The sequence below is a fragment of the Acidimicrobiales bacterium genome, from assembly GCA_036378675.1.
In the GTDB taxonomy this organism is placed as follows: Bacteria; Actinomycetota; Acidimicrobiia; order Acidimicrobiales; family Palsa-688; genus DASUWA01.
Genome location: DASUWA010000046.1, coordinates 100,161 through 116,184 on the forward strand (window position 1 = coordinate 100,161; position 16,024 = coordinate 116,184).

Consider the following 16,024-nt stretch of genomic DNA (forward strand, 5'->3'; position numbering starts at 1 on the left):
GACACGGAAAAAAGTATCCAGTGAAGCGGCTGCTCGTCGTTCACCACACTGTGTCTCCTGCGACCCACGCCGTTCATCTCGCCGTGATGGCAGGCGCGCAGGATCCCGCCCTCGAAGGTGTCGAGGTGATAGCCAGGCCGGCGCTCACCGCATCCGCACTCGAGGTGATCGAGGCCGACGGATACCTGTTGGGCAGTCCGGTCAACCTCGGTTACCTCGCCGGCGCTATGAAGCACTTCTTCGACCAGATCTACTACCCGTGCCTGGAAGCGACCCGCCGCCGCCCTTACGGGGCCTACCTCCATTCGAACAACGACGCAACGGGCGCGCTTCGAGCGCTCGACTCGATCACGTCCGGCCTGCAGTGGAGGCAAGCCCAGGCACCGCTCATCATCAAAGGCGAACCAAGTCCATCCGAGCTCGACGCCGCCCGTGAGCTCGGCGCCGCCGTTGCGGCCGGCCTGGTGCTCGACTGAGCCGGTTACGCGGTTGCCGGGGTGGGGCCCGACAGGCTGGCGAGATCTTCGTCCATCCCGTCCAGCATGCGCCGTACCAGCTCGCCGCGGGCACGTGATTTGGTGCCGTCCACGGCACCGCGCCTGCGTTCGGAGAGCTTTGAGGCCACCGCGCTCGCCCGTTCAAGGAGGGAGTCGCCTTCCACCACTTCGTCGAGGAATCCGGCTGAAATCGCGCTTTCGGGGTCGCTCACCTCTCCGATGACAATCCGATCGAACTGCGACGGCGGCATCCTGTAGCGGGCAAGCTCGACCGCCCAGACCGGGAGCGGCATGCCGATAGCGACCTCGTTGAGTCCTATCTGGAACGAGCCGGTCGCTCCGATTCTGTAGTCGGCTGCAAGCAGGACCAGCGCGCCGGCGGCCAAGGCATGCCCGGTGCACGCGGCGACAACCGGAGTCGGGTGGAGCAACATCTGGGCGACGAACCGACCTCCCTGGGATACGAGCGCTCGCATGGCCTCGGTGCTCGCGGTCATGGTCGCGAGGTCGAAGCCCGCCGAAAACCGCCCCGGCCTGCCGGCCAGCAGAACCGACGTAACCGACGGGTCCTCGGAAGCTCGATTGAGCGCTCCAGACAACCCGTCGAGCACCGCTGGGGTGTACACGTTGGCTTTTCCGTCGTCGAAGTTGATAACCGCCACTTTGTCCCGCAGCTCGTACGTGATCGGCATGGCCGCCGATGTTACGGCTAAAGGTCGGGTGGTCCCACTACCGGTGGCTCGGAGGGAACCGACCGACCGGCCCAAAGGGTGCGCTGCCCTATGAACATAGGATTGACTGAGAAACATTAAGAGACTATAACTGGTGCACCATTCCGTTCCTCTCCGCGTTTGGAGGATCCATGTCCCGTTCGGTCGATCTGTTCATCGCCACTCCGGTTCCGCTCGAGACGGTCGCCGAGACCGTTGCCGGGCTCACCGGGTTTTCTGTCAGTCCCGGGCAACCGGGGACCTGGTTGGTCCGGGACGGGGACGTGTGTGCCGTCCTCAGTGAGAATCGCCATTCCCGTGACGGGCACCCGCCGCTCGACCGTTACGCCTATTCGCTGACCGCAACCGCGCCCGAGGGCACGCGCCCACAGGACAGCGCGCCGGCTGCGCTCCTTCGGCAGGTCGGCCACAAGCTCCAGGAAAAGTCAGGCTGGATGATGCTGATGGTCCTCGACCTCCAATACCGGACCGTGGGCGCCGGCGGGGAGACCCCCGACTCTGGCGGAGAGGTGCCTTCCGCCGGTCAGGAGGTTCCCGCCTGAGTGCAGCGACGTGCGCGAAGCTGCCAGGGTGAGCAGCGAAGCGGCACCGGGCGGTGAAAGCGCCTCGCACTCGCCATCCGAATGGGCCAGCGAGCTCGCTGCTCACATAGCGGGCCCGCACGCAGAATCCGCCGCAGCGAGCTTCGCCGCCCGGGCGCCCGCCAGCTACAAGGATCAGACCTCGCCGGCCGAGGCCGCTCTCGACCTCGCCGAACTGGCGGAGTTGCATCCCCCACACCAGGCGAACGGGGGAACCGCCCTCGGCGGAGGCGTCTTCGGCGGGGATCACCGTTTGCTGGTGCGTCCTTCGGAGGATCCAGCGTGCACCTTTCGGCTTCGCCGGTACGGGAAAGGGGCGATCGAGCTGACCAGCTTCCTGCCGGTTCTGGAGAGCTTCGGGCTGATCGTCGTGGATGCGGTTCCGCACCGGATCGCCGCCTCGGAACCCGGCGGTCCCGCATTTCACATCGACGACATTGGGCTCCGGGTCGACACGGCCGACGGAATCGAGACGCTGCGATTCGTACCGGAGATCCACGGTCCACGGCTGGTGGACGCGCTGGAGGCGGTTGCCCGCGGCGAAGCCGAGGTCGATTCCCTCAACCGGCTGGTGACTGTGGCTGGGCTCGACTGGCGTCAGGTCACCTTGTTGCGTTGCTACCTGCGCTACCGGCTGCAAGCAGGAACGCCCCTGACCGCGGTCGATCTGACCAACCCGCTGGTGGAGTTCCCGGACGTGGCCCGCGGACTGGTCGGGTACTTCCACGGTCGATTCGACCCTGATCTCGAGCGCGAACCGTCGGGGGCCAGCCCGGAAGAGGCTGCGGAACGGGCGCGTTGTGTCGCTGCCCTCGACCTCGTGCCGAGACTCGAGGATGATCGGGTGCTGCGCGGTTATCTGCGCCTGATCGATGCGACTGTTCGCACCAACTACTTTCAGGTGGGCGGCGACGGCTCGAACAAGCCGGTCGTGGTGCTGAAACTGGACAGCGGTCTGGTGCCCGAGCTGCCCAACCCGCGCCCGAAATTCGAGGCGTTCGTGCACGGTCCGAGCATCGAAGGCATCCATCTCCGAGCGGGTCTCATCGCGCGCGGGGGACTTCGTTGGAGCGATCGACCCGCGGACTTCCGGACCGAGATACTGGACCTCGCCTTCGCTCAGGTGAAGAAGAACGCGATCATTGTCCCGACGGGTGCGAAGGGCGGGTTCGTGTGCCGGCTGGCATCAGGCTTCGGGCGCCCACCGGGCGTTCGTTTGGTCGGCTCCATGGTGCCGGTCAAGGCCGAGGATGTTAAGGCCGCTTACGCGACGTTCGTCCGCTCGCTGCTCGAGATAACTGACAACGTGTCCGGCGGAAAGACGATCGTCCCCGCCGGAGTCGTTGCTCGTGACGAGCCCGACCCGTACCTGGTGGTTGCGGCGGACAAGGGCACCTCCACGTTCTCCGATCTCGCCAACTCGATCAGCGAGGAGCTCGGTTTCTGGCTGGGCGACGCGTTCGCGTCCGGCGGCTCGAGGGGGTACGACCACAAGAAACTGGGTATCACGGCTAAAGGCGCCTGGGTCGCGGTGCGGAGACATTTCCGCCAACTCGGCATAGATGTTCAGCGAGAGTCGATCAGCGTCGTCGGAGTCGGGGATATGTCGGGAGATGTATTCGGGAACGGCATGTTGCAAAGCGACAGGATCCGACTGGTTGCCGCGTTCGATCACCGCCACGTCTTCCTGGATCCCGAACCTGATTCTGAGAGGTCTTTTGAGGAACGCCGGCGTCTCGCCGAGTTGCCGGCATCCAGCTGGGCGGATTACCGCGGCGAGGTGATCTCGCCAGGCGGCGGTGTGTGGCCCCGCGACGCGAAGACGGTTCCACTCGCGCCCGCGGTGCGGCGGACGCTCGGGGTCGAAGCCGAGAGCCTCAGCCCCCCGGAGGTGATATCGGCCATCCTCGCCGCACCGGTCGATTTGCTGTTCTTCGGAGGCATTGGAACGTTCATCAAGGCACCGGCCGAATCCGACGCGGACGTTGGCGACCACGCCAACGACTCGGTCCGGATCACCTCCGACCGGGTCAGGACGAGAGTGATCGCGGAGGGAGCCAACCTCGGCGTTACCCAGCAGGCCCGGATCCGATACTCACGACGCGGAGGGAGGATCAACACGGACTTCGTAGACAACGCGGCCGGAGTTGCAACGTCGGACCGCGAGGTCAACCTGAAGATCCTGCTGGCTCTCGCTATCGAGGAACGGCGTCTCGATCCCGCGCAACGAGACAGTTACCTGCACGAGTCGACCGGCGAAGTGACCACGGAAGTTCTGCGCCAGGTGGACCACAACGTCGCCGCGCTGGAGAGAGCCGTCGTGCACAGCGCAAGGGAGCCGGACGCGTTTGCAGCCCTGATCGACGCTCTCGAAGGAGCGGGAGCCTTCAACCGGCAGGTCGAGTCACTTCCGGAACCAGAGGAGCTTCGCATCCGGCGCGAAGCGGGAGCCGGGCTTATCAGACCAGAGCTGGCTGTCCTCTTGGCTTACGCCAGATCGAATCTCGTTGCCGAGATCGAGAAGTCGATCGGACCCGTCCTCTCAAAGGGTCATCCCTATCTCGAGGCGGTCGTGCCGTACTTCCCGGTTGCCATCCGGCGGGATTTCGAGGACCTGATCCCAAGGCACCGTCTCTATCCCCAACTGGCGGCTACCGACGTTGCGGGGGATCTCGTCGACCAGCTCGGCATAGTCTGGGCGCACGAGACCGCCGCGGAGATGGGCAGGCGGCTCGACGAGGTTGCGGCAGCGTTCTGGGCGGCTCGCGAAGTCATCGGAGCCGGGTCGCTGTGGTCGGAGCTCGAGGCGCTGGCGGCGTCCTTGACCGCCGAGGCAGAGGCAGCGCTGCAGGCCGAGATCTCCGAGGCGGTCATCCGCCTCGCCAGGTCGTACCTCGCCCGCCCGGGCGTCATTGACATCGGGGCTTTGATCACCGCGGACAGCGTGGTCGCCGACCAGATCGGAGCGTCGCGCTCAGATGACGCCGTCAAGGCATCCGTTGAGCAGTTGGTGGACCTGGGGATCGAGCGGGACATCGCCGCCCGCTACGTTCTCGCCTCGGGCCGCGCAGACGTCGCCGACGCCCGTCCGGTCATGGACGCCACGGGCAGGAACGCGTTAGAAGCGCTCGAGTGTCTCGACGGGGTAGACCGCGCCGCTGGTACTGAGGGAATCGCATCGGCGGTTTCTGCCGCGTTGTCGATTGTTCCGCCCCCGCGCCGCTTGACGGTGTGGCTCGGCCGCTCGGTTCTCGATGACCTCGCCGACTGGAGGCGCAACGCCGCCACAAGGGTGCTCAGGCTGGGTACCAGCCCGACCGATGCCTTGGCTGCTTGGGAGGTGGCCAATGCTGACGCGTTGCGAAGCGCTGCGCAGATGCTCGGTTCGTCCGCCCGGGCCGGTGAGGCGTTACTCGACTCGGCCGTCCTGGCGATCCGCCGGTTGCAGAGGGCTGTCTGAAGCTCCGTTCAACGCGCCCGGCACCGAGTCGGTGAACATCTCCATTCCAGGCAAAGGGCTGTTGCCTCCGGGCTCGGCAACGAGTGCGCCCGAGGCGTTCCAGGCTGCTTCTATGGCGTCGAGCCGCGCCGGAGCGCTTTGACGCAGCCGTGCCGCCACCGCGGTAACCAGCACGTTGGCAAGGGCGATCCCGCCTGTGACACTGTCGAAGGGCCCCACGCCGCGCGCCGAGATGAAGAAGGTGTGGGCGGCGCCGGCCGCCAGCGGTGACAGGGGGCTGTCCGTTATCGCGATCACGATCGCACCCCGTTCCCTCGCCCAGCGAGCTACCGACACAACCGCACGCTCGTAACGTCTCACATCTATTGCGATCACGGTGTCGTCCGTTTCCAGGCCCGCCAGTGAGCGGCTGATCGCTACCTCTGAGCCCGCCAGCCGGGTGACGCCGTCACGCAGCTGGCTCAGCTGGCTGTCGAGCACGCGACCTATCGGGCCGGTGACTTCGCCGGCGAGGACCCACACGCTGTGCCGGCGGTCCGCCAGGCGCGACGCTGCCGCATCTACGGTCTCGACGCTCAACCCGTGGAGGGTGCTGAGCACATTGTCCTGCTCGGTGGTAAGTGCTCTTGCCAGCAGATCCGTCGGTGGCCTCTGGCGGATCCGGTCGCGGGCGGGACCGAGCTGGCTGGCCAGCTCCGACTGGACGTCTGACTGCAGGTCGACGAAACCCTCGTAACCCAGCTTCACCGCGAGCCTCACCACCGACGGTCCGCTGGTCCCGGCGACCCGGGCCACCTGTGCGACGGTGCCGAACGCGACAGTCTGAGGTTCGCCGGCCAGCACCTCGGCGATCTTTCGTTCCGTCGAGGTGAGCCTTTCAGCGTGCGCCATGATGCGCTCGACCACGCCCATAAGGAGTGCGAAGAAGCTTAGGACGAGCGACTGGTCGCGTTACTGAGTCTGAAGGTCGAGGCCCAGGGATCGGAGTTGATCCGCCGGACGGTGGTATCCCCGCTCGAGGTGATGGACGCCTCTCAGCAACGAGGAGCCTTCGGCTGCTGCGGCTGCGATCACGCTCGAGAAGCCGGCCCGGACGTCAGGGATCTCGACTTCTGCGCCCCGCAGCTTCGAGACCCCGCGCACCAGAGCGGAGTGCATGTTGCTGGTCTCGTAGAAACGGCACGCCGGACCACCGAGGCAACTCGAGAACAGCTGGATCTCTCCGCCCATCTTCTGCAATGCAGGGACGTAGACGAAACGGTCTTCGTAAACCGTCTCGTGCAGCACGGACATTCCCTCCGCCTGAGTGAACAGGACCATCAACGGCGTCTGCCAGTCGGTCATGAAACCCGGGTGGACGTCGGTTTGCACCGCGGCAGCGCGCAGGCCGTCTGGTGCCGAAGCGGCCATCCCGTGGTCGTCGACGTCGACGAGCGCTCCCATCCTCATCAGGGTGGTGATGGCGGTGACGAGTCGGTCCTGCCCACACCCGACCACGCGCACCTCGCCGCCGGTCAAGAGACCTGCGACCAGGTAGCTGAACGCCTCATTGCGATCACCCAGCAATCGCGTCCGGGCACCGTGCAAGCGCGTCACGCCTTCGATGACGATGACCCGGTCGGGTTTCAACTCGATGAGAGCGCCCATCTTCTGAAGAAAAAGCGCCAGTTCGAGCACCTCGGGCTCCGTGGCCGCGCCACGGATCACTGTCTTTCCTTCGGCCAGCGAAGCCGACAGAAGCGCCGACTCGGTTGCACCGACGCTGGGGTACGGAAGTTCGATGATCGCGCCCTTCAGCCGGTTGCACCTCGCCGAGATGCCCACGTCGTTCACTTCGACTTCCGCTCCGAGCGCGCGGAGAACATCGACGTGAAAGTCGACCGGTCTTGCGCCAATGCTGTCACCGCCGACCCGAGGAACAAATGCCTCGCCCGTCAGGTGAAGAAGCGGTCCGAGCATAAGGACCGGAATGCGGTTGAGCCCGCTGAAAGACAAGGGAACGGTCGGGATCACGTCGCTCGGGGGACTGACTGTCAGCGAATCCCCGCTCCGCTCGACGTTCGCTCCGATCGCGGTGAGGATGTTCGCGGTTATCTCGACGTCGCCGACCTCGGGCACATTGGTTATGGTGCTGGGCCTCTCTCCGAGAATCGCCGCGACCATGTGCTTGGTCACCGCATTCTTGGACCCTCGTACCTCCACTTCGCCCCTGAGTGGACCCGCCGGTTCAATCAGCCAAGCGTCTGACACGCATGAAGGCTACCCGCTAAGACCTCGCGTGCCGTGTCATGACATGCTTGGCGGATGGGCCCGACCGGTACGACACCAGCACCGGCGACGACCCTCCCCGGAGGGGTTGTGACCATCACCGGCGGGCCGAACGCGACCGGCAACGTTTCCGGACCTCACAACGACCCGGCGGACTTCTACGGCATCATCCTCGGCCTCGCCGCGATCCTGATCGCGGTGGCCGCCACCAGGCTTATTTTCCGTACACGACGGGACTCCGGTCCGAAATCCACGGAGCAAGGGGAGCCTCCACAACCCGGGCCAACTCCAGAAGAACCCGATCGTAGTTGACCCGCCAGCCCTTCCATGCCGTCCATGCCGCCTCGCGATCGGCGATCATCGGCATGCCGGCGTCCGCCATCCTCTCGAACTCTTTTTCCCACTCGTCTCTGGTAATCGAGATCGGATCGTCGGGATCGGGGTTCGGGTCGTAGCTGATCCCGAGGTTTTCGGAGATGTGACGGAACGCTATGTACCCCGCGCGTATGCACAGCTGCGCGTCAGGGTCGAGTGGATGGTCACCCACCGCTGACAACCAGAACGCCGCCGCGTCGAGAAGCGCGCCCGCGACTGTGATCCACGACCGGTCAGGTTGCGGTGAGCGAAAGAACACAAGGATCGGGAACGTCGAGTGCGATTCGTCGACATCCCCGAACCACCGTTCCCAGTCCTGCCAGACCTGGTTGAGGCGATAGTGCGGCTCTTCGATCTGGTGGTACCTGATCAGCATCGTCGCGGCTCTCGGCGGCGCGCCCAGTCGCACCCGGAGAAGCGCCACCCCGCTCTCCCTTCTGGTGAACGCGGCGTAGATGCTCGGAAGGTAAGTGATCAGAAGCGTCAGGACGAGCAGCCCGACGGCGGCCTCTGTGTACGTCAACAGCTTGGTCCACACCCCTGGGCCGGTGCTAGTTCCCAAAGTGAAGACGGACGACCCCGACAGCTCCACAGCGAACTTGAACGATCCTCCCGTGATCGCGAAGAACATCAGCGTGAATCCCCACATCACGAGGATCAGCCAAACAGCGAGTACGGCAAGCAATGACGTCGGTCCGAGCATCGCCATGGCGCGGTCCCGCGCCTCATACGATTCCAACCGCTTCGCGCGCAACCGAAACGCGAAACGAGTGACCCGGACCGACGAATTGACGATGCGACTCTGCGCGCTCCTCGGCAGAATAGTTGCGCGCAGCGCCGACAGGATGGCCGTAACGACAAGGAACACGCCTGCTGCAAACACAAAGACCTGCAGCGGCAGAGGCATGGAGGCCGGTGTCTTAAGGTGTTGTCGTCAGGCGACCGAGATCTCGGCCGGGTCCCAGGTGCGCAGGCTTCGAAGGCGCGGGTCGTTGGAGAACATCTCGACGATGGGCGAGGAGAGCCCGAGACGCTTTTGGACTCGCTCGATTTCCATCTGCTCGTTCCAGAGAACGAGCGTGACCACCAGCCCGTCCCTCCCTGCGCGTGCCGTACGGCCCGAGCGGTGCAAATACGACTTCGAATCTTCGGGCGGGTCGAAATGCACCACCACGTCTATGCCGTCGACATCGATTCCGCGCGCCGCGACGTCGGTCGCAACGAGCACCGGGAGCCGGCCGGCGGCGAAGCTCCGCAAAGCCCGCTCACGAACCTGCTGTCGCAGATCGCCGTGAATCGCCCGGGCGTTGACCCCCTCCCGCCTGAGATCGTCGGTCAAGCGGTCCGCCCCGCGCTTGGTCCGGCAGAAGACAATCGCCCGCTCCGCGGTACCGCAGATCGCCGCAGCGACCCGGACCTTGTCCATCTGGTGGACGAGAACAAAGCGATGCACCATCGCGGTGACGGTCGGTCTTGCCGACTGCACTTCGTGGAACACCGGGTCGGTCAGCTCGTGGCGCACGAGGCGCTCAACGTCGCCGTCGAGAGTCGCGGAGAACAGCATCGTCTGATGGGGGCGCACCAGATGACGGAGAAGCCATTCGACCTGGGGCATGAACCCCATGTCGGCCATTCGATCCGCCTCGTCGACGACGAGTACCTCGACACGGCTGAGGTCGGCCGCGCCACGCTGGCGCAGATCGATCAACCGGCCGGGCGTGGCCACGAGAACGTCGGTGCCTTCCTCGAGGGACTTGATCTGGGAGTCCATCCCTGTCCCTCCGTAGCAAGCGGTAAGAGCGAGACCGGCTACGGCGGCGAGCGGCTCGAGGACATCGGCGACCTGCCGGGCGAGCTCGCGGGTCGGGACGAGAACCAGTCCGAGGGGAGCCCTGGGACCGGAAGCCGAGCCGGCGGCGGCCTCGACTCTCTGCAACAGCGGAAGCCCGAAGGCGAGCGTCTTGCCCGAACCGGTCTTCGCCTTCCCGCAGACGTCGCGGCCGGACAGCGCGTCCCGAATGGTCAGCGCCTGGATTGGAAATGGATCAACGATGCCTTGCCGGGCAAGGGCTTCCACCAATTCGGGCGCCAATCCGAGTGAGGCGAAAGAACCGGCGGGCTCCGTGCTGGAAACCTGCTCCTTATGCATTCTCGTGACCCATGGTAGCGGGTTGCGGCGTAACGGCCGCTGTAGCCTTGGTTGTGCAGTGACGTTGAAGCTCTTCGACGAGGAAAACAGGCAGGCTCCCAGGCGGGTGACGCTCGTCCGGCTCGCTGGCGAGATCGCCCGGGCACTTGTCGGGGTGGGCCGCATCGCGGTCGAGGGTGAGGTCTACCGGCCCCGCGTTTCACGAGGAGGTTGGACCTTCTTCACGCTCCGGGACCGGGCGGCGCAGATGGAAGTGGTGCTGCCCTCGTCGGCGGCGAAGCGCAGCCGGGCGGTCGACGGCGAGCGCGTTTGCGTCACCGGAAAGCTTCAATGGGCGAACGAGCAGGGCCGGTTGCAGCTCCTCGCCGACGAGGTGGTGCCCGTCGGAGCCGGGGCGGTCGCCGAGTTGATCGCCGAGACACGCCGGCGATTGGAGGCCGAGGGGCTCCTCGGAGTTCGACAGCGTCCAGTGCCGGTCCTTCCGGCTTTGATCGGGGTCGTCTGCGGGGCCGACGCCGCGGTGAGAAGGGATATCGAGTCGGTGGTGGCTGCTCGTTTTCCTGGCTACCCGGTGGTCTTCGAGGAGACGACGGTGTCGGGGCCGGGGGCGTCGTTGTCGATCGTGGAGGCACTCCGGTCGGTCGTGGACGTCCCGGGGGTCGACGTGGTGATCCTGGCCCGCGGCGGAGGCGACGGACCCTCACTGCTCCCATGGAGCACGGAAGAGGTGTGCAGAGCTGTCGCCGCCTGCCCGGTTCCGGTGGTCTCCGCGATCGGCCATGAGAGTGACCGTCCGCTCTGCGATGAGGTCGCCGACCTGAGGTGCGGGACACCGTCGATTGCCGCGGCAGCGGTCGTGCCTCATCGGGAAGAGCTGGCCGCGCGGTTTGATCGCTGCCTTGTTTCCGCAGGCGCATCTCTTGCGGCCCGCTTTGGCGAGGCCCAACGCCGGACCGGTTCGGTCGACCCCGGCCAAGCTTTGGGGGCGACCATTGAACGAGCCGAATTACGCCTCGAGCGTGGAGGCCAGCGGATCGGCGACTGCCACCCTTCCCGCCAACTGCGGATGTGCCGGCAACGTCTCGCAGGCGTCGACTGGCGCCGCCCCCTCGGCGAGATCATCGGTCGGGCGAAGGGGCGCCTCGCGGCGGATGGCCGGCATCTCGAGGCGCTTTCGCCTCGGCGGACGCTCGAGCGCGGTTACGCCGTGGTCAGCGGTCCGACCGGGGAAGTGCTTCGCTTCGCGACGGACGTGACCCCCGGCGACGGGATCGAGATCGAGCTTGCCGAGGGTGCTTTGTCCGCCTCCGTCACCCAGGTGAAGTCGGCGCAGTGACGGGCACCACGGGCCAAAGTGTCGACGGAGACTCCGACGCCAGTGCCGGCGGCGGTCCCGGCGCCGGCCCCGACGGCGACCGCAAGTTCGAAGATCTGATGGCGGAGCTGGAGCAGGTGACCGAGACGCTCGCCGGCGGTGACCTCGGCATCGAGGCGGCAGCCGATCTGTACGAACGTGCCCAGCATCTGCACGCGCTGGCGACCGAGCGCCTGGCGCAGGTTCAGCAACGCATCGAACGGCTGTCCAAGTCGGAGGGCTAAGCCCCGGGGTGCCCTCACGTTGCGGGGTTTTTTGCGTGACAACTGGTTTCTGTGGGACACACGACAGACGACCAGACCGACAGACGAACGGGAGATCCCGCTCCCACTAACCGTTACACCGCCGGCACAGCCCGCACGACGCGGTCCGGCCAGTGGAGCGTCCAGCAGCGGTCTCCCAGCCTTCCCGGACTCCACCAGCCCCATACCCCGCCGAGCGCTCGCCTGGTCATCTCGTTCCACGCGATCGCGTCAGGCCGCTCGATCCGCCTGACGACCTGCCTGATGCCGCCTTCGTAGACCGAGTAGCCGCCCCACACGCCCGGATAATCCTTCGTCGATCCGACCTCGGCGATCCAGAGGCCGCCGGCCCGGTAGAGGCGGTTCCGGTGGGTGTGCCCCGACAAGACGATCGCGGACCGGTTCGCCGCGAGCACTGCTGACTCGAACTTGCGCGAGTCCCTCCAGCGAACCGACGGCGGGTAGTGCGTTTCTACCGGCCAGCGGCGAAGCGGATGGTGCATGACTACCACCACTGGACGTGCCTCGATTCGGTCCGCGCCGGCCAGCGCAGCTACCTCGGCAACGTGCTGTTCGGGAAGGCGACCCGAGTGGCGCTCGGGAATCGGGCTGTGGCCGAGAACGAGCCGGACACCCGGGAGATCCCGGAACGATGCGTCGACCGATGCCTCGAACCCCGATTCCTTGAGGATGGAGACTGGGTCGAGCGGACCGCGCACGTCGTGATTGCCGAGGGCTATCGCGACCGGCACGTTGGCCGCGTCCAGAACCTCGACGGCGGTGGCGATCTCGGGTCGCTTCGCGTTCTGGGTCAGGTCTCCTTTTGCGACGATCATCTCCGAGCCCCAACGTTCCGATTCGGAGATCGCCGCCAAAGCGCATCGAACCGTGTAAGGCAGGAGTCCCCTCGGGCGGGGTCGCGGGTCGTGCAGCAGCTTGAGGGGAGCGAAGCTCCGCTCGCCGAAATGACAGTCGCTGATCGTCGCGAACCGTGACAACAACCGCCCCGGCGGAGGCTCCATCGTTCTCGCTCTTGCCACCATCCGGCGCTGGTAGCCGTCGCCGGAAAGGAGCACCTCGTAGGTGGTGGCCGGCGACAACCCGCGTACGGTCAGGGCGCCGGGGCCGGCGCGGCCGGAACCCAGCCGACGGCGGCCTTGAAGACGAAACCAGGGTGGGGCAGGGGTGCCTACCTCGAACGACCGACCGTCGAGTTCCACCGACATTTCAGCGGACGGCAGCTGCGCCCACGTCAGCTGGATGCTGTCGTGCTCTACTGCGAAGACCTCCAGGGGCCGCCTAGTGGGCGGCAAAAATCCCCCGAATCCGGTTAACCCGCGCTCGGTCTGGGGCATAACAAGACGCAAGGTGGCGGGTACCACGCTGGGTGGGTGGAGCGACGGACCGCCCGCCCGGCGTGGAATCCGCCACCAAGGGCGTCTTCTTCGGTCTCTGCGCTGCTGACGCTGCTGTCACGGAGCGAATGCGGCGCGCAACGTTCCCCGCATGCGCGCTGCCATTGCCACGTTGATGTCTAGCCGTTCGAGGATCTGGTCGAGGCGGGGACCGGCGATCGGAAGCTCATGGGTCGAGCAGAACTCGTGGACCGACGCGGCAACTTGTGCATCGGCCTGCGCTGCAAGCGACTCGAACACTCGAAGAAGCAACGGGTTCGGGAATCGAACCGTCAGTTCGTCCCAGTGCCGGACCACCCAAGCCCAGGCTTGGGCGCCGCTGTCGGGACGGCCGAGCACGCCCGCTACGAGGAACGGGCCGTCCTGCGCCCGCACCTCCGTGCCGAGCGTCAGGTCCAATGTTCGCGAAACCAGCTCCGGATCCCGCGTCTCCGCGAGTGCATACAGGTAGCGCAGCTTCTCCTGCGGGTTGTCGACCTCCCGATAACGGTTGAGGACCGCCTCCCACTCTCTCACGCCGCCTTCGGCGACGACTATTCGCAACGCGGCGCTCACCACGTCTGGCGAGAGCGCACCGACGCCCTCCAGATGCCTGTCGAAGCGGCTGGTGGCCTCAGCGATCACTTCCGGGTCCGAGCCGACAAGGCCGAGAGCCGACAGAACTCTGCCCCGGGCGGTGGCGGTCCGCGGTGTCTCGTCCGATCCCGGGTCCCAACCGAGCTCACGCCATACGGGTTCTGCGAGCTCGCGGACGAACGACTGGACGGCCTGCTTGTCGTCATCTCCGCCGATCTCGCTGAGCAGACCGGTAACTCCCACGATCGCTGCCCAGACGTCTGGGTCGTCGTCGCCTCGCATTGATCGCGCGACCGACGCCCATTCACGCGTGTCGGCGATGCCCGCGACAACGGCCGCAAACGCGTCAGTCAGCAACCCGAATCGCTCCATCGGTGAGCACACCGACAGCACGCCAGCGTCATCCAGGCGTCGTGAAAGCTGTGGGGAGTAGTGCGCGCGATAGAAACCCCAAGCGCCATCGTTGACCAATACCCAATCGATCGGCCCGTCGAACGAAACGGTGACTGATTCACCGTCGAGCAACACCCTCTGTCGCTGGACCTGGCCCTCGACCGACGACCGAAGATTGACGGGGACGACCCAACGTTCGTCGGACTCGCTGCCGTCGTAGAGGAACCGCCTTTGATGCAGGGAGAGCTCCGCCGGGCCAGTCTGCTCGACGGTTACAACCGGGTGCCCGCCCTGCCAGATCCACGAATCCATGATCGAGCGGACGGGCTCGCCCGAAGTGGTCTCCAAGGCATCCCACAGATCGCCGGTCTCGGTGTTCCCGAACGCGTGGCTTCGCAGGTAGTGGCCGATCCCCTTTCGGAACGCTTCGGGTCCGAGGTACTGCTCGAGCATCCGAAGGACGGCGCCGCCCTTCTGATAGGTGAGAAGGTCGAACATCGCCTCGGCCTCCTCCGGGCGGCCCACTGGAAACTCGATCGGCCTGGTCGCTCGCAGGCCGTCGGTAACCATGGCCGCAGACTTGCCGGTGGAGAACGCGGTCCACACGTCCCATTCCGGCCGGAGGTCGTCGGTGGTAAGTAGCTCCATGAAGGTCGCGAACGCTTCGTTCAGCCAGATCCCGTTCCACCACTTCATGGTCACCAGGTCGCCGAACCACATGTGCGCGGTCTCGTGGGCGATCACCGTGGCCACTCGCTGAAGCTCGAGCTGCGACGCTGTCGCCGGATTGGTCAGCAACGCGCTCTCCCGGTAGGTGACGCAACCGAGGTTCTCCATCGCCCCGAACGAGAAGTCAGGAATCGCGATGTGGTCGAGCTTGTCGCCCGGATACGGAATGTCGAAGTACGCGGCCAGGAAACGCAGGGCGTGCTCACCCACCTTGCTCGCGTACGCCGTCAACGAGGACTTCCCGGGGACCGCCGCAATCCTTAGCTCAACACCGTCGACCTCGCGCTCCGACGAAATCTCGAACGGGCCGACTGCATACGCGACGAGATAGGTGGACATCGGGATGGTGTCGGCGAACTTGATTCGAGTCCTACCGCCGCTCTCATCCGAGCGGGAGATCTCCCGGCTGTTCGACAACGCCACGAGCTTGTCTGGAACCACCAGCGTTACCGAGAACACCGCCTTGAACGCTGGCTCGTCCCAGCAGGGAAAAGCCCTCCGGGCGTCGGTCGGCTCGAACTGCGTAGACGCGATGACCCCTTGGGCTCCATCGCGATCGGTGAAGGTGCTGCGGTAGAAGCCCTGCAGCTTCTCGTTGAGCTTCCCGCCGAAAGAAAGGCTCAGCCGGTATCCCTTCGCCGGCTCGAGCTCCTCCGAAAACGAGAACGTCGCTTGTTGCTCCGGTTCGTTGTAGGTGACCGTCCCCACCAGCGAGCGCCCCGACGGGTGTTCGATCCGGACGTCCCGGATGTCGAGGTCGACCGAGTTGAGGACGAACTTCGTGGTCGGCTCGACGACGGTGACGATGACCGTCTCTCTGCCTTCGAACCTGGACGCTTCCAGGTCCGGCACCAGCTCTAGCTCGTAGCGCTCGGGCTTGGCGCTGAGTGGCAGCCTGTAGGCAGCTGCGTCTACCACGTCGGCTCCTCCTCTGGCTCGGTCATCGGAAGTGCTTTACCCTACCGGGGCCAGGTACCGTCGTCTGATGCGCAGCGCACGGATCGTGACTATCGGACACGCAATCGTCGACGTGCTGGCACCATCCCCTGACGAGCTGGTCCGCCGGTTCGGGCTCCAGAGGGGGACGATGACACTGGTCGACGACGCCCGGGCGGCCGAGATCTACAGCGAGCTCGGTCCCGCCACCGAGGTGTCCGGCGGGTCTGCAGCCAACACCGCGGCGGTTGTCGCCTCGTTCGGTGTGCAGGTCGAATTCATAGGAAAAATACGCAA

The 16,024-nt window shown here is 65.8% G+C and carries 13 protein-coding genes; 6 read left to right on the plus strand and 7 right to left on the minus strand.

The window, feature by feature from the left end:
• The first annotated feature begins 20 nt into the window (after positions 1-20).
• Positions 21-476 (plus strand): flavodoxin, encoded by a 456-nt coding sequence (locus tag VFZ97_15240; GenBank protein HEX6394789.1) that lies wholly within the window; start codon positions 21-23, stop codon positions 474-476.
• A gap of 5 nt (positions 477-481) precedes the next feature.
• On the opposite strand, the gene VFZ97_15245 is transcribed toward VFZ97_15240, so the two are convergent.
• On the minus strand, positions 482-1,189 hold the full coding sequence (locus VFZ97_15245) for a crotonase/enoyl-CoA hydratase family protein (protein ID HEX6394790.1): 708 nt from the start codon (positions 1,187-1,189) through the stop codon (positions 482-484).
• A 170-nt stretch (positions 1,190-1,359) separates the two neighbouring features.
• Here VFZ97_15245 and VFZ97_15250 point away from each other — a divergent pair, with 170 nt between their 5' ends.
• Both VFZ97_15250 and VFZ97_15255 read left to right on the plus strand, forming a co-directional pair.
• Positions 1,360-1,770 carry a hypothetical protein gene (locus VFZ97_15250; GenBank protein ID HEX6394791.1) on the plus strand — a complete coding sequence of 137 codons (411 nt, stop codon included), beginning with the start codon at positions 1,360-1,362 and terminating at the stop codon, positions 1,768-1,770.
• A 28-nt stretch (positions 1,771-1,798) separates the two neighbouring features.
• Positions 1,799-5,269 (plus strand): NAD-glutamate dehydrogenase domain-containing protein, encoded by a 3,471-nt coding sequence (locus tag VFZ97_15255; protein ID HEX6394792.1) that lies wholly within the window; start codon positions 1,799-1,801, stop codon positions 5,267-5,269.
• On the opposite strand, the gene VFZ97_15260 is transcribed toward VFZ97_15255, so the two are convergent.
• From VFZ97_15260 to VFZ97_15275, 4 genes are all read right to left on the minus strand, one after another.
• Entirely contained in the window at positions 5,219-6,175 is a 957-nt protein-coding gene (locus VFZ97_15260; protein ID HEX6394793.1) for a MurR/RpiR family transcriptional regulator, read from the minus strand. The two genes, VFZ97_15255 and VFZ97_15260, sit on opposite strands and share 51 nt — an antisense overlap.
• A 45-nt stretch (positions 6,176-6,220) precedes the next feature.
• The gene (gene murA / locus VFZ97_15265; protein ID HEX6394794.1) at positions 6,221-7,519 is read right to left on the minus strand and encodes a UDP-N-acetylglucosamine 1-carboxyvinyltransferase; all 1,299 of its coding nucleotides are present in this window, start codon (positions 7,517-7,519) and stop codon (positions 6,221-6,223) included.
• Between the two features lie 232 nt (positions 7,520-7,751).
• Entirely contained in the window at positions 7,752-8,819 is a 1,068-nt protein-coding gene (locus VFZ97_15270) for a hypothetical protein (protein HEX6394795.1), read from the minus strand.
• Positions 8,820-8,846: 27 nt separating this feature from the next.
• Positions 8,847-10,061 carry a DEAD/DEAH box helicase gene (locus VFZ97_15275; protein ID HEX6394796.1) on the minus strand — a complete coding sequence of 405 codons (1,215 nt, stop codon included), beginning with the start codon at positions 10,059-10,061 and terminating at the stop codon, positions 8,847-8,849.
• 58 nt (positions 10,062-10,119) lie between these two features.
• Here VFZ97_15275 and xseA point away from each other — a divergent pair, with 58 nt between their 5' ends.
• Together xseA and xseB are read left to right on the plus strand one after the other, a co-directional pair.
• Positions 10,120-11,397 carry an exodeoxyribonuclease VII large subunit gene (gene xseA / locus VFZ97_15280; GenBank protein HEX6394797.1) on the plus strand — a complete coding sequence of 426 codons (1,278 nt, stop codon included), beginning with the start codon at positions 10,120-10,122 and terminating at the stop codon, positions 11,395-11,397.
• On the plus strand, positions 11,394-11,660 hold the full coding sequence (xseB, locus tag VFZ97_15285) for an exodeoxyribonuclease VII small subunit (protein ID HEX6394798.1): 267 nt from the start codon (positions 11,394-11,396) through the stop codon (positions 11,658-11,660). Before xseA ends, xseB begins: the two co-directional genes overlap by 4 nt.
• Positions 11,661-11,773: 113 nt before the next feature.
• Here xseB and VFZ97_15290 read toward each other — a convergent pair whose 3' ends face one another.
• Both VFZ97_15290 and VFZ97_15295 read right to left on the minus strand, forming a co-directional pair.
• On the minus strand, positions 11,774-13,033 hold the full coding sequence (locus VFZ97_15290; GenBank protein ID HEX6394799.1) for a metallophosphoesterase: 1,260 nt from the start codon (positions 13,031-13,033) through the stop codon (positions 11,774-11,776).
• 117 nt (positions 13,034-13,150) lie between these two features.
• Positions 13,151-15,709 carry a M1 family aminopeptidase gene (locus VFZ97_15295; GenBank protein ID HEX6394800.1) on the minus strand — a complete coding sequence of 853 codons (2,559 nt, stop codon included), beginning with the start codon at positions 15,707-15,709 and terminating at the stop codon, positions 13,151-13,153.
• Between the two features lie 67 nt (positions 15,710-15,776).
• Here VFZ97_15295 and VFZ97_15300 point away from each other — a divergent pair.
• On the plus strand, positions 15,777-16,024 hold a 248-nt coding region (locus VFZ97_15300; GenBank protein HEX6394801.1), incomplete at its 3' end, for an adenosine kinase.